The sequence below is a fragment of the Streptomyces sp. NPDC023157 genome, from assembly GCF_055560575.1.
In genome coordinates this window covers 655,669-668,310 of sequence record NZ_JBVHIL010000004.1, presented here as the reverse complement: position 1 = coordinate 668,310, position 12,642 = coordinate 655,669, and the positions used below count along the sequence as shown (strand labels likewise).

The 12,642-nt window shown below is 72.5% G+C and carries 14 protein-coding genes; 3 read left to right on the top strand and 11 right to left on the bottom strand.

Annotated elements, in window-relative coordinates:
* Positions 1–69: 69 nt before the first annotated feature.
* The 7 genes from ACZ3ZE_RS18155 to ACZ3ZE_RS18125 form a co-directional block, all read right to left on the bottom strand.
* A complete protein-coding gene (locus tag ACZ3ZE_RS18155; RefSeq protein WP_361165311.1) occupies positions 70–1,125 on the bottom strand; it encodes a helix-turn-helix transcriptional regulator in 1,056 nt (351 codons plus the stop codon).
* 49 nt (positions 1,126–1,174) lie between these two features.
* Positions 1,175–2,209: a helix-turn-helix domain-containing protein gene (locus tag ACZ3ZE_RS18150; RefSeq protein WP_361165314.1), complete on the bottom strand. Its 1,035-nt coding sequence runs from the start codon at positions 2,207–2,209 to the stop codon at positions 1,175–1,177.
* Between the two features lie 97 nt (positions 2,210–2,306).
* Positions 2,307–2,747 carry a Fur family transcriptional regulator gene (locus ACZ3ZE_RS18145; protein ID WP_361165317.1) on the bottom strand — a complete coding sequence of 147 codons (441 nt, stop codon included), beginning with the start codon at positions 2,745–2,747 and terminating at the stop codon, positions 2,307–2,309.
* A 115-nt stretch (positions 2,748–2,862) separates the two neighbouring features.
* Positions 2,863–3,780, bottom strand: coding sequence for an SAM-dependent methyltransferase (locus ACZ3ZE_RS18140; RefSeq protein WP_361621164.1), 918 nt, complete (start codon positions 3,778–3,780; stop codon positions 2,863–2,865).
* Positions 3,781–4,063: 283 nt separating this feature from the next.
* A complete protein-coding gene (locus ACZ3ZE_RS18135) occupies positions 4,064–4,543 on the bottom strand; it encodes a GNAT family N-acetyltransferase (protein WP_467259716.1) in 480 nt (159 codons plus the stop codon).
* Between the two features lie 104 nt (positions 4,544–4,647).
* Positions 4,648–5,559 carry a M56 family metallopeptidase gene (locus tag ACZ3ZE_RS18130; protein WP_361165326.1) on the bottom strand — a complete coding sequence of 304 codons (912 nt, stop codon included), beginning with the start codon at positions 5,557–5,559 and terminating at the stop codon, positions 4,648–4,650.
* Positions 5,556–5,930 carry a BlaI/MecI/CopY family transcriptional regulator gene (locus tag ACZ3ZE_RS18125; protein WP_361165329.1) on the bottom strand — a complete coding sequence of 125 codons (375 nt, stop codon included), beginning with the start codon at positions 5,928–5,930 and terminating at the stop codon, positions 5,556–5,558. Before ACZ3ZE_RS18125 ends, ACZ3ZE_RS18130 begins: the two co-directional genes overlap by 4 nt.
* 83 nt (positions 5,931–6,013) lie before the next feature.
* Between ACZ3ZE_RS18125 and ACZ3ZE_RS18120 the strand changes: the two genes are divergently transcribed.
* Positions 6,014–6,169, top strand: coding sequence for a hypothetical protein (locus ACZ3ZE_RS18120; protein WP_467259713.1), 156 nt, complete (start codon positions 6,014–6,016; stop codon positions 6,167–6,169).
* Positions 6,170–6,325: 156 nt separating this feature from the next.
* On the opposite strand, the gene ACZ3ZE_RS18115 is transcribed toward ACZ3ZE_RS18120, so the two are convergent.
* The 3 genes from ACZ3ZE_RS18115 to ACZ3ZE_RS18105 all read right to left on the bottom strand — a co-directional run bounded on the left by ACZ3ZE_RS18115 (position 6,326) and on the right by ACZ3ZE_RS18105 (position 9,289).
* Positions 6,326–6,607: a metal-sensitive transcriptional regulator gene (locus ACZ3ZE_RS18115; RefSeq protein WP_361165334.1), complete on the bottom strand. Its 282-nt coding sequence runs from the start codon at positions 6,605–6,607 to the stop codon at positions 6,326–6,328.
* A 32-nt stretch (positions 6,608–6,639) separates the two neighbouring features.
* On the bottom strand, positions 6,640–8,907 hold the full coding sequence (locus ACZ3ZE_RS18110) for a heavy metal translocating P-type ATPase (protein ID WP_361165337.1): 2,268 nt from the start codon (positions 8,905–8,907) through the stop codon (positions 6,640–6,642).
* A gap of 91 nt (positions 8,908–8,998) precedes the next feature.
* Complete coding sequence (locus tag ACZ3ZE_RS18105) at positions 8,999–9,289, bottom strand: cation transporter (RefSeq protein WP_361165340.1); 291 nt, start codon at positions 9,287–9,289, stop codon at positions 8,999–9,001.
* Positions 9,290–9,509: 220 nt separating this feature from the next.
* Here ACZ3ZE_RS18105 and ACZ3ZE_RS18100 point away from each other — a divergent pair, with 220 nt between their 5' ends.
* Together ACZ3ZE_RS18100 and ACZ3ZE_RS18095 are read left to right on the top strand one after the other, a co-directional pair.
* Positions 9,510–10,511: a hypothetical protein gene (locus ACZ3ZE_RS18100; RefSeq protein WP_467259710.1), complete on the top strand. Its 1,002-nt coding sequence runs from the start codon at positions 9,510–9,512 to the stop codon at positions 10,509–10,511.
* Positions 10,512–10,565: 54 nt separating this feature from the next.
* Complete coding sequence (locus tag ACZ3ZE_RS18095) at positions 10,566–11,258, top strand: copper homeostasis protein CutC (protein WP_467259707.1); 693 nt, start codon at positions 10,566–10,568, stop codon at positions 11,256–11,258.
* A 115-nt stretch (positions 11,259–11,373) separates the two neighbouring features.
* On the opposite strand, the gene ACZ3ZE_RS18090 is transcribed toward ACZ3ZE_RS18095, so the two are convergent.
* Positions 11,374–12,312 (bottom strand): hypothetical protein, encoded by a 939-nt coding sequence (locus ACZ3ZE_RS18090; protein ID WP_467259704.1) that lies wholly within the window; start codon positions 12,310–12,312, stop codon positions 11,374–11,376.
* Between the last annotated feature and the right edge of the window lie 330 nt (positions 12,313–12,642).

Genomic DNA, 12,642 nt, shown 5'->3' with positions numbered 1-12,642 from the left:
TCGGCAGCGAAAAGGCCCCGCAATCGACCTGCCACGATTGCGGGGCCTTTCCGTGTCCGCTTTTCGGGTTCAGTCGAGCCAGCCGAGCCGTACCGCGCGCACGCCCGCCTCGAAGCGGCTCGACGCCCCCAATTCCTGCATGAGTTCGGAAAGCATCCGGCTCACCGTGCGCAGGGAGACGCCGAGGTTCCGGGCGATCTTCTCGTCCTTCATCCCGGTCGCCAGCATCTGCAGGGCGGCCCGCTGCTGTTCCGACAGGCCGTCGCCGCCGCGTTCGACGGAGGTCTCGTCGCCGTACGGGGCGGCCGTGTGCCAGCAGTGCTCGTACAGGCCCAGGTAGGAGCGGACGAGGGCGGAGCCGCGGGCCAGGATGGCGCCTTCACGCCCGTCCTCGGGGCGGATCGGCAGCAGCGCGTACTGCTGGTCGGCGATCACCATGTTCATCGGCACCGACCGGGCGACCTTGATCTCCACGCCCATCTCGATGCGCATGCGCAGCAGTTCGGCGACGTCCGGCAGGTCGGCGTGGGCGCGGGAGTAGATGGCCCGGACCCGGACCCCGTTCTCCAACTGGCGCCGGTCCCGGTCCAGGGTCCGTGCCTGTGCCTGGCGGCTCGGGCCGCCCGGGTGCATCGAGGCGGAGCTCTCCTGGATGACGTCGGTGATGTCCTCCAGCGTCTGCTGGATCCTGCGGTAGTCGGTGATCGCCTCGACCTCGACCTCGGAGCCCGCCAGGGCGCTCGCCCGCAGAAAGGTGCCGGCCAGGGTCTCCAGGGTGCTGAACGCCCGGTCCGCCTCGGCCAGATGCTCCCGGAGGCGGACCCGCTCCCGGTCCAGGAGGCGGAGCAGGGCGATCTCCGGGGCGACGGACGCCACCGTGTCGGCGTCCGGCTGCCAGGCGGCGTCGCGTACGTCGTTGACGGTGGCGTGGGTGCTGTTCGTCGGCACGATCAGGCCGAGCGCGATCAGTTCGGCCCGACATCGCTCGTGCTCCTCGGGTGCGCAGCCTAACGCGCCCGCGGCCTCGGTGAAGCTGGACGCCCCTCGTCTGCGCAGTTCCTGATAGAGGGTCACCAGCCGGCCGGTCGTCGTGCCGCCCTCCGTGCCGTCGCCCGTCGTGACCATGGCGAACCACCCCCCTATCGTCGCGAATCGATCGTCCCGACCGTCCAGGCTACGCGCTGTGCTGGTACGTCTCCCCGTCAAGGAGGCCGAGGCGGGCGGCCTTCACGCCCGCCTCGAAGCGGCTGGCGGCGTCCAGTTCCTGCATCACCTCGGAGATCAGCCGGCTCACCGTGCGCAGGGAGACACCCAGATTGCGCGCGACCTGTTCGTCCTTGATCCCGGAGGCGAGCATCCGCAGCGCGGCCCGCTGCTGCTCGGACAGTCCGTCGCCGCCGTGCCCGGCGGGTTCCTCGTGGCCGTACGGGGTGGCGGCGTGCCAGCAGTACCCGTACAGGGCGCGGTAGGAGCGGACCAGGCCGGGGCCGCGGGCCAGGATGGCGGCCGACTCGGGGTCGTGCGGATCGGTGGGCAGCAGGGCGAAGTTGTCGTCGGCGAGGACCATGTTCATGGGGACGACGGGGGAGAGGCGGACCTCGACGCCGAGCGCGGTGCGTTCGGCGAGGTGCTGCACCATCTCCGGTACGGAGCCCACGCGTTGGCTGTACATGGCGTGGACGCGCACCCCGCGTGCGACGCGGCAGCGGTCCCACTCCAGCTCCTGTGCCATCTCCTCGCGCCGTACGGCGCCGGTCAGCATGGAGTGGACCGAGTCGCGGACCGTCTCCGTCAGGTCGGCGAGCTCGCGCCGGATCTGGGCGGGGTCGTCGACGATCTCCACCTCGACCTCGGAGCCGGGTTCGAGTCCGGCCCGCAGAAACGGTCCCGCGAGGGTTTCCAGGGTGGTGTGGGCGCGGCTGGTCTCGGCCAGCCGGTTCTCCAGCCGGTCCCGCTCGTGCTGGAGCAGGTGGAGCAAGGCGATGTCGGGGGCGACGACGACGGGGGCGGGCCGCTCGGGGGTGATGTGCCCGTGGTCGAGCAGGCCGAGGGCGATCAGCTCGTCGCGGCAGCGCTCACGCTCGGCGTCGGTCAGTTCGAGGCGGCGGGCGACGACCTCGAAGGGGTCACCCGGGGTGGCGCGGAGGGCCTGGTAGAGGGTGAGGGCCTGTTCGCTTCCCGCCCGCGTTCCGGCGGCGTTTTTGGACACAGCGCAGCAGACTCCCCTCGGATCGCGCGGATCCCGTTGAAACGCCCCGCTCGACCCTGCCACAAATTCGAACGCGACGCACGGTGTTCAAGCGGTTTCAGCGCGAACGGTGCTCTTCGGCGCAGTCGGGGCACACACCCTTGAAGACCACTTCGGCATCGCTCATCCGCCACTGCGGCAGGGTGCCGCGCGGCGGGGCGGGGGCGGTCGCGTCCACGTTCTCCACCCGGCCGCACTCGACGCACAGGGCGTGCTGGTGCGGCGGGCCGGACACCTCGAAGACGGCCGGGAGCCCGGGGCGGTCGAACTTGCTGACCAGGCCCGTCTCCTGGAAGTGGCGCAGCATCTCGTACACGGCCTGGCTGGTCAGGGTGCCGAGCCGCTCACGGGCGGTCGAGGTGATCGCCTCGACGTCGAGATGGCCGCCGGCGGCGAGCACGGTGAGCACCTCCAGGCGCGGTCCGGTGACCCGCAGGCCGACGTCGCGCAGGCGCTGGATCACCGCCTCGCGGCCCGTCAGCTCTTCCACGACTGCCATCTTCTCCGCCCGCCACCTGGTCGGCCCAAACCTTTGTGGGCATCGTACCTCTTGGCCGTCCTTGTCGTCAGTGTCGTCACGGGTTCGGCCCCGGGCGCACCCGGGGCGGGCCCGGTCAGTCGTCGGTCCGGCAGACCAGCAGCACGCTCTCGGTCCGCTCGTCGATCCGGTGCCGCCGCCGGCCCTCGATGTGCAGACCCGCCGAGTGCAGCTCGGCCGCCAGGTGCTCGCCGTCGACGATCCACTTGTCGGTGGTCAGCACGACCCGCTCGGTCGACAGCTTGCCGGTGCGGGCCGTGTAGTACGTGATCCGCTCGCTCATCGAGCGCAGGTCGAAGACCTGCCGGGCCACCACCCACTCGTCGATCCCGTCGAACCGCGGCACCTGGAAGGCCCAGGTCCGCTGCGGTTCCGCGAGCAGCCCCGGCGCCAGGTGCGCCGTGTAGTCGAGCGCGAGCGCTCCGCCCGCCCCCAGGTGCGAGGCGATCTCGCGCAGCAGCCGGGGCCGTGCGCGGGGCGGCACGGCGGAGACCATCGCGCCGGCGAGCAGCGCCAGCCGGTAGTCGCCGTCGAGCCGCAGCTCGGTGAGGTCGGCCCGGGTGGTCACGATCAGCTCGGCGACCTGCGGGCCGATGCGCCGGGCCCAGGACTCGAGGCGTTCCAGGGCGGGGCCGTCCCGGTCCACGGCCTCCACGGCGAAGCCGTGCCGGGCGAAGGGGACGGCGAGCCGTCCGGCGCCGGAGCCGAGATCGAGAACGGGGCCGCCGGTGGAGCGGGCGAGACCGAGGTACCGGACGATGTCGGCGCTGTGCGGGCCGAGGAGCGCGTCGTAGAGCCAGACCGAGTCCTCGTCGCCGGGGGAGACCGATTCGAGTCCGGGAAGGGTGTCGGACTTGATCCGGATGCCGGCGCCGGGGGCGGGCAGTTCGAGGGCGTCGAGCGCGTCGAGCGTCTCGACGGAGGGGCCGGGGTGGCCGGAGAGGCCGGGGTGGCCGTATCGGGACGGCAGGACCGGCGCGAGCGCTGCGGGCACAGCGGGCAGGGAAGTGCCGCTCGGTGTGTGCATCGCTCCTCCAGGGGCTCGCTCGGTCCATGCCGTCCGGGCGAAGCTCCCGTGCCGCCGGGGCCGCGCCGCTGTGCTCCATCCTGACCGGGGACGGAGGGTCGATTCCAGCGGATGCGGGGGCGTGAACACGCGATGGCGTGTGTCTGCCACGAACGCGTGACCGAGGGCCTGTCGGAGGAGGGGGCGAAAGACCAGGGAGGAGGGGCGGGGGGTGCGCCAGTCCGGAGGGGGCGGGCCGGTGGGCCTCGGGTCAGAGCGTGCGGTTCAGGCGGGTGGGGCTCAGGGGGGCGAAGCCGAGGCGGTCGAAGAAGGGCAGCGAGGGGTCCTGCTCGCTGGGCAGCGTGACCCGCTGCTCGGTGGCACCGAACGAGGCCATCCGCGCGCCGGCCGCCGTGAGGAGCGCCGTACCCACGCCGCCGCGGCGGGCGCCGGGGACGACGGCGAGCGCGTAGATCTCTCCCTCGCCCGGCATCGGCACTCCGCCGGCCGCGACGCCGATCACCGTGCCGTCCGCGCCGGTGGCCACCAGCCAGCCGAGCCAGCCGGGCGCACCGCCGGGAATTTCAATTTCCGCACGGATACGGGGAAGTGCGCATTGTGTGGCGACAAGGCGCCCGGTCGGCATTTCTCCGAGAATTTCCGTATAGCTACCCCGAATGGAGTCGGCCAGCAGCCTGGATATCGTCGTCGCGTCCGCGGCGCCCGCCGCCCGCACGTCACCCAGCTGCATTGGTTCGTACCCTTCGACGTGCCCAGCTGAACGTCAACATACCCACAATAGCGGGGAATTCAGACGGCCGTGACCGATGTGAAATCTACGAATTCGCTTAGTATTTAATTGGGGAACGAGCAGCAGGCGATGATCAGTGGCGAAGCGGCCAGTCCGGCCGTCGCGATCGTGAGCATCCCGCGCAGGACCGGGTGCCCGGCGCTGTGCGGAGTGAGGATGCGGCGCATGCGCAGCGCGGCCGAAGGACCGCCCGCCGCGAATGCCTCACGGGGCGCCTTGCCGGAGGCAAGCGCGTACAGCGCGGTGGCCAGCGCGTCGCGCGAACATCGGCGCAACGCCCGGTCGTCGGCGGCCATTTCGAGCAGCAACGGCACCGCGGTGGCGCCGTGCCGGGCGAGCGGCAGGCGCGGGAACGCGGCGACGAACGACTCCGTCGCGGCGACCAGGATGTGGTGCCGCCCGGAGATGTGCGCCCGCTCGTGCGCGAGGGCGGCGGCGAGCTGCGGGGGCGTGAGGGCGCGCAGCGCGCCCGACGAGACCACCACCCGGCGCGAGCGGCCCGGCAGACAGTAGACGGCGGGGTGTTCGTGGTCCAGGACGGTCGCCCGCAGCTCCGGGTCGTACCGCCCGACGAGCCGCAGCGTCGCCGCGTGCCGCAGCCGCAGCCGCCGGGCCCGCAGCAGGGCGCGGGCGAATCCGGCGACGGGGGCGGCGATCAGGCCGGCCGCGATCGCGACGGCGACGTACTCGCGCCCGTCGAGGTGGAGCAGCCGCTCGGCGGGCGGCATCCGGAGTGCGAACAGGGCGTCGCTCAGCCGGTGTCCGGTCCGGCTCGGCAGGACCAGCTGGGCGGAGAGCAGGGCCACGCTGGAGGTGAAGAGCGCCCCGCTCGCGGCCCACACGGCGAGCGCGAGCCGCGGCACCTGCTGCGCCCAGCGGGCCCGCACCAGCAGCCACGGCACCAGGAGGCCCGTACAGAGGGCGAGTCCGAGCGGGGGGAGGGTGTGGTGGTTCATCCGTCCTCGCCGTGGGCGCGCCGGGCCATGCGCAGCGCCGCGTCGAGGGCGGCCATGTCCTCGTCGGAGATGGTCTCCACGAAGCGCAGCAGCGCGGCGGGCCGGTCCTGGCTGTCGCCGAGCGCGTCCTGCATGAGCCCCGCGGTGTACTCCTCGCGGCTGCGGACGGGCTCGTACAGCCAGGCCCGGCCCGATTTCTCGCGGCGCAGCCAGCCCTTGCGGTGCAGTATGTCGGCGACCGTCATCACCGTGGTGTAGGCGACGCGGCGTCCCAGATTGATGTCCTCGACGACCTCACGGACCGTCGCGGGCCGCTGCCAGGCCCACAGTCGGTCCATGATCTCGGCCTCCAGCTCTCCCAGCCGGCGCACGTGCATCCCCTCCCGTCACGGGCGGCTCATCGTACGGGCCGCCTCCCCCGCACAGATATACCCCCCAGGGGTACGATGGCGGGATGACTACTCCGATACGGAACCGCCCCTGCGCGAAGGTCTGCGGCGTCGACGTCCCCGGCTCGGCGGAACTGGTGCTCCTCCGTCAGGTGCTCGGCCTGTGTCTTCGGCTGGGCGTCCGGCTGTCCACGGGCTGCCCTTCGCACAAGGGCGGTTGACTCTCTCTTTACTCGTCCTGACGCGGACTGCGTCAGGTCCGGTCCGACGAAACGCGGCGGGATTCCGGCCCTGGGGGCCAGGATTCCCGCCGCGCTCGTGTCCGGATCGGCTCCGGTGCACTCGTTCCGGTGCACTCGCTCCGGTTCAGGTCCGGTTCAGGTCCGGATCAGTCGGGCGATCGCCCTGGACGCCTCGCCGACCTTCACCTTGGCCTGGTCGCCGCCGGCCTCGATGGCCTCCGTGACGCAGCAGCTGAGGTGCTCGTCCAGGAGGGCGACCGCGCAGGACTGGAGCGCCGCGTTGATCGCGGAGACCTGGGTGAGGACATCGATGCAGTAGACGTCCTCGTCCACCATCCGCTGCACCCCCCGGACCTGGCCCTCGATACGCCTCAGGCGTCTGATGATGTCTTCCTTGTGCTGTCCGTAACCGGCCACGGCGGCCTCCTCGTCACATCACGGGCCGACGCTCACTTGTCGGCGGCTTGGAAACCACGCAGGCGGAGGCTGTTGCCCACCACGAAGACCGAGGAGAAGGCCATCGCCGCTCCGGCGATCATCGGGTTGAGCAGTCCGGCCGCGGCGAGCGGCAGGGCGGCCACGTTGTAGGCGAAGGCCCAGAACAGGTTCGAGCGGATGGTGCCGAGGGTCTTGCGGGAGAGCCGGATCGCGTCCGCCGCCGCCCGCAGGTCGCCCCGTACGAGGGTCAGGTCGCCGGCCTCGATGGCGGCGTCGGTGCCGGTGCCCATCGCGAGACCGAGGTCGGCCTGGGCGAGCGCGGCGGCGTCGTTGACGCCGTCGCCGACCATGGCGACCGAACGGCCCTCGCCCTGGAGGCGCTTGACGACGTCGACCTTGTCCTGCGGCATGACCTCGGCGATGACCTCGCCGATGCCGACCTCGGCGGCGACGGCCTCGGCGACCGCCTTGTTGTCGCCGGTGAGCAGGATCGGGGTGAGGCCGAGGGCCTTGAGGCGGCGGATGGCCTCGGCGCTGGTCTCCTTGACCGCGTCGGCGACCTCCAGGACCGCACGGGCCTCGCCGTCCCAGGCGACCGCGATGGCGGTCTTGCCGGCCTTCTCGGCCGCGTCCTTGGCGGCCTTGAGGGACGGGCTGAGCTCCATCGCCCACTCTTCGAGCAGCTTCTCGCGGCCGACGAGGACGGCGTGGCCGTCGACGACGCCCTGGACGCCGAGTCCGGGGATGTTGGCGAAGTCCTCGGGGGTGGGCAGGGTGCCGACGCGGGCGGCGGCGCCGTTGGCGACGGCCTGGGCGATCGGGTGCTCGGAGGAGTGCTCCAGGGCGCCCGCGAGGCGCAGCACGTCGTTCTCGTCGGTGCCGGCGGCGGTGTGGACCTTGATGAGGGTCATCCGGCCGGTGGTGACGGTGCCGGTCTTGTCCAGGACGATGGTGTCGACCTTGCGGGTGGTCTCCAGGACCTCCGGGCCCTTGATCAGGATGCCGAGCTGGGCGCCGCGGCCGGTGCCGACCATGAGGGCGGTCGGGGTGGCCAGGCCGAGGGCGCAGGGGCAGGCGATGATCAGGACGGCGACGGCGGCGGTGAACGCGGCGGTGAGTCCCTGGCCGGTGCCGAGCCAGAAGCCGAGGGTGCCGAGGGCGAGCGCGATGACGATCGGCACGAAGACGGCGGAGATCTTGTCGGCGAGGCGCTGGGCGGCGGCCTTGCCGTTCTGGGCGTCCTCGACGAGCTTGGCCATGCGGGCGAGCTGGGTGTCGGAGCCGACCCGGGTGGCCTCGACGACCAGGCGGCCGCCGGCGTTCAGGGTGGCGCCGGTGACGGAGTCGCCGACCGAGACCTCGACCGGGACGGACTCGCCGGTGAGCATGGAGGCGTCGACGGCGGAGGAGCCCTCGACGACGGTGCCGTCGGTGGCGATCTTCTCGCCGGGGCGGACCAGGAAGCGGTCGCCGACCTGGAGGTCGGCGGTGGGCACGGTGACTTCCTGACCGTTCCTGAGGACGGTCACTTCCTTCGCGCCGAGCTGCATCAGCGCCTTGAGCGCGGCGCCGGCCTTGCGCTTCGAGCGGGCCTCGAAGTAGCGCCCGGCCAGGATGAAGGCGGTGACGCCGGCCGCGGCCTCCAGATAGATGTTCCCGGCGCCGTCGGTGCGGGCGATGGTGAACTCGAACGCGTGGGTCATGCCCGGGGTGCCGGCGGTGCCGAAGAACAGCGCCCACAGGGACCACAGGAACGCGGCGATGGTGCCGACCGAGATCAGCGTGTCCATGGTCGCGGCGCCGTGCTTGGCGTTGGTCCAGGCGGCCTTGTGGAAGGGCCAGGCGGCGTAGACGACGACCGGCGCGGTGAGCGTGAGGCTCAGCCACTGCCAGTACTCGATCTGGAGGGCCGGCACCATCGCCATCGCGATGGTCGGCACGGCGAGCGTGACGGCGGTGATCAGGCGCTGCTTGAGCGGGCGGAGCTCGGCGTCGGCGATCTCCTCGTCGGAGGGGCCCTCCGGGCCGCCGGCGGCGGCCGGACGCTCGGGCTCCGGCTCCTTGGCGGAGTAGCCGGTGGCCTCGACGGTGGCGATCAGCGCGGCGACGTCGATGTCGGCGTCGAAGGTGACCTTCGCCTTCTCGGTCGCGTAGTTGACGGTGGCCTCGACCCCGTCCATGCGGTTGAGCTTCTTCTCGATACGGGCCGCGCACGAGGCGCAGGTCATGCCGCCGATGGCGAGCTCGACCTGGGCGGTGCCCGGAGTGGTCGTTGTCATGAAACTGCTCCTCGGTGTAGCGAGTTCGGGGGCCGGGGCCCGGGCGTGGTGGGCGAGCCCCGGCGGCCGGTGTCGGCGCTGGGGGCGCCGGTCAGGCGCGGCCGGTCAGCTCGTAGCCGGCGTCGTCGATCGCGGCGCCGATCGCGGCGTCGTCGGGCTCGCCGCCGGTGGTGACGGTCACCCGGCCGGCGGCGATGTCGACGTCCACGGTGATGACGCCGTCGAGCGCGCTGACGGAGTTGGTGATGGCGGTCTTGCAGTGGCCGCAGGTCATGCCGGAGACGGCGTAGACGGTGGCGGTGGTGTCGGCGACGGCGGTGGCCGTCGTGATGTCGACGGTGTCGGTCGAGCAGCTGCCGTCAGGGGTGCAGCAGGAACCCATGGCTTCCTCCAGTTGTCCGGTGACTCATTCGGCGAGTCGGGCACTCCGATACCCTCGGGGGGTATCAAGCTCTCTCCATGTATACCCCCCTTGGGTATCTGACGCAAGCGTGGACCCGACTTGACTTGATACCCCCCAGGGGTATGGTGAAGTGCAGTGAAGGTGAGGCTCACGCGTTTGTCGGGGCCCACGCCGCCCATGTACGTACGGGAGAGCAGCCATGAACACCGGAGTGAAGATCACCGCCTTTGCCGCCGCGCTCGCCGCGACCTTCGGGACCGCGTACGGGGTGGGCAAGGGCGTCGGCCCGATCGGCGACGCCGCCAGGCCGAGCCACGGCGAGCACGCGGCGGCGGAGCCCGAGAAGCAGGAGCCGGGCGGCGGCGGGCACGCGGGCCACGAGGGGGGCGCCGCGGCGGGAACGGCGAGCGCGCCCGCGGCGGGCGGCCTCCAGGTCTCGGAGGGCGGCTACACCCTCGCCCTGGACACCCCGGCCCCGGCGGTCGGCACGAGCACCCTGAAGTTCTCGATCAAGGACGCGAACGGCCGGAAGGTGACCGCGTTCACCACGGAACACGGCAAGGAGCTGCACTTCATCGTCGCCTCGCGCGACCTGAACGTCTTCCGCCACCTGCACCCGGTGAAGGGCGCCGACGGCACGTGGACGGTGCGGGCCGACCTGCCGGCGGCCGGCGGCTACAAGGCCTTCGCCGACTTCAAGCCCGCGGTCAAGGGGGCGAAGGGCGTCACGCTCGGCGCCGACCTGTCCGTACCCGGCGCGTACGCCCCGCGCCCGATGCCGCCGGTCACGCCGACGGCGGACGTCGACGGCTACCAGGTGCGGCTCGCCGGGACGCTCGACCCGGGCAAGGCCGGTGAGCTGCGCCTCACCGTCACCAAGGCCGGCAAGCCCGTCACGAACCTGCAGCCCTACCTGGGGGCGTACGGCCACCTCGTCGCCCTCCGCGACGGCGACCTGGCCTACCTGCACGTGCACCCGAACGAGGGCGGCCCGGGCCCCGACGTGTCCTTCACGGCGACGGCGCCGAGCTCGGGCACGTACCGCCTGTTCCTGGACTTCCAGCACGAGGGCAAGGTCCGCACGGCGGCCTTCACGGTCCGTACGGGAACGGCGGCCCAGCCGCCCGCCTCGACGCCCGCCGCGACGGCTTCCTCGCCTTCCTCGGCCACGCACGATGCGGGAGGCCACTCCCACGGCTAGGCTGGTCATTGGACTAGACCTGTAAGCCGTGGGATCCCAGGAGGAATGGGCTCGATGAGCAACCGTGCAGTGCTGGAGGTGATCGCCCTCGACGAGGAGGACGCGGTCGCTGCCCAGGCCGGCGGGGCGGACCGCCTCGAACTGGTCACCGACATGGCGGCGGACGGGCTCACCCCGTCCACGACCGGCTTCGCGGCGATCCGCGCCGCCGTGGACATCCCGCTGCGCGTGATGCTCAGACTGACCGACGGCTTCGCCTCCGGCGACGTGGACGCCCTCGTGGCCCGCGCGTCGGAACTCCGCGAGGCGGGCGCCGACGAATTCGTCCTCGGCTTCCTCACCCCCTCGGGCGACCCCGACCTGGCCGCCGTCGAGCGCCTGGTCGCCGTCCTGGACGGCTGCCGCTGGACCTTCCACCGGGCGATCGACCGCGCCGCCGACCGCGACGCCCTGCGCAAACAGCTCGCGGACCTCCCGGGCCTCGACACCTACCTGACCGCGGGCGCGGCCACCGGCGTCGACGACGGCCTCACCACCCTGAAGGCGGAGGCGGCCCGAGCGGGCGAGCCCGGCTACGAGCCCCAGATCCTCGTAGGCGGCGGCCTCCGCCTCGACCACCTCCCCACCCTCCGAGCCGCCGGCCTCACCGCCTTCCACATCGGCGGCGCGGCCCGCCCGTCCGGCTGGACGGCCCCGGTGTCGGAGCCGGCGGTACGGACGTGGCGCGAGGCGCTGGACGGGGCGTAGGGGTTGACGGGGCCCCTGGGGAATCCCCGGGGGCCGGGGTGCCCGGGGTGCCCGGGGTGTCCGGGTTCCCGGAGAATCCCGAGGACTTGATCAAGATCTGAGCCTCCGCGACACCTCAAGCGACGGCCACGGACACGGCCGTGGCCCCGGCCCGCTCCCTGCTGCAATCGGCGCACAGGGCATCCGGATCGTGACTGCGGATGGCCCGGTCGCACCCGTCGCAGGTGATCAGCGGCGGCGGGGCCGCCGGCCGTGGCGCGGCGACGGGCAACGGCGGCGGGAGCATGGCGTCGAGCCGGTACGCGAGGAAGCGGGCCGGATGGTGGATGGGCACGTGCCCGGGCGGAAGAGCGGCGGTGAGCGTCCGCACGACCTGCTCGTCCCCGACCCCGCGCCCGAGCCACTTCTCGACCCCGGGCGCGAGCTCCTGGACGTCCCGCCAGGACAGCAGCAGGCGGGCATCGACGGTACGCAGCCGCGTGAGGAGATCGACGGCGGGCGGGGAGGGCGCAGCCGGGGACGTGACTTCGGGGAGGGGAGGAGCCGTCGGCTCCGCCTCGGCGTCTGGCTCCGGCACGGCATCCGGCACGTCCTCCGGCTCCGGCACGTCCTCCGGCTCCGGCACCGAACGCGGCCCCGGCACGGAACGCGGCTCCGGTGCGGCGTCTGCGTCGGCCACCGGCTCCGCTCCGGCATCCGCATCCGCATCCACCTCCGCCCAGGCGCCGCTCTCGGGCCGCTTGGGCGGCGCTGCCGCACCCCCGCCCCGGCCCCCGGGCCGGTCGTAAGCGATCACCCGGGTGGCGAACCGCCCGCCGCCGAGCGACACCCGCCGCCGCTCCAAGTACCCGGCCGCCACCAGCTCGTTGAGCGCCCGCCGTACCGTGATCTCCCCTTCCCGGAACCGCAGGGTGAGTCGCTTGACGGTGACGTCGGCCCCGTCGGGCAGCGACTGGATGTACACGGCCAGCCCGACAGCGGCGGCGGACAGGTCCGAGTGCTGGGCGAGGTGGTTGCCGACGACCGTGAACCGGTCCCGGTGCCGGTGCCGCACGTGGATCACCCCGGAGGGTGGCGCGTCGGCGGGGATCGCGAAGGAAACGGGATACGCGGAAGGGACCGCGTTAGACTGCGAGTCAGCCATCGGGAAGTTCTGCTCTTCCTGATCGGTAGGCCCTCGTCAGGATTGCCGTCCTGCCGGGGGCCGAGTTGCATATGCCAGTTGTTGCGGCCGACCGTACCCCACCCGTCCGCCTTCCGGACACTCCTTCACCCGAACGTGTGGCAAGCCCAGTTGGGGGACGGAGGGGGAGGGTTGGAAGGTCCTTCCCGGAGTACTTGAAGGGCGTCGAGCCCCTCCGGGGCGTGGCGGGGCGCGCCCCGG

Excerpts from the sequence above, each read along its gene's own strand:
- ACZ3ZE_RS18145 (WP_361165317.1), bottom strand. The coding sequence starts at position 2,747 with ATGGCAGTCGTGGAAGAGCTGACGGGCCGCGAGGCGGTGATCCAGCGC.
- ACZ3ZE_RS18130 (WP_361165326.1), bottom strand. The coding sequence starts at position 5,559 with ATGAACCACCACACCCTCCCCCCGCTCGGACTCGCCCTCTGTACGGGC.
- ACZ3ZE_RS18100 (WP_467259710.1), top strand. The coding sequence starts at position 9,510 with ATGAACACCGGAGTGAAGATCACCGCCTTTGCCGCCGCGCTCGCCGCG.
- ACZ3ZE_RS18105 (WP_361165340.1), bottom strand. The coding sequence starts at position 9,289 with ATGGGTTCCTGCTGCACCCCTGACGGCAGCTGCTCGACCGACACCGTC.
- ACZ3ZE_RS18135 (WP_467259716.1), bottom strand. The coding sequence starts at position 4,543 with ATGCAGCTGGGTGACGTGCGGGCGGCGGGCGCCGCGGACGCGACGACG.
- ACZ3ZE_RS18155 (WP_361165311.1), bottom strand. The coding sequence starts at position 1,125 with ATGGTCACGACGGGCGACGGCACGGAGGGCGGCACGACGACCGGCCGG.
- ACZ3ZE_RS18110 (WP_361165337.1), bottom strand. The coding sequence starts at position 8,907 with ATGACAACGACCACTCCGGGCACCGCCCAGGTCGAGCTCGCCATCGGC.
- ACZ3ZE_RS18120 (WP_467259713.1), top strand. The coding sequence starts at position 6,014 with ATGACTACTCCGATACGGAACCGCCCCTGCGCGAAGGTCTGCGGCGTC.
- ACZ3ZE_RS18095 (WP_467259707.1), top strand. The coding sequence starts at position 10,566 with ATGAGCAACCGTGCAGTGCTGGAGGTGATCGCCCTCGACGAGGAGGAC.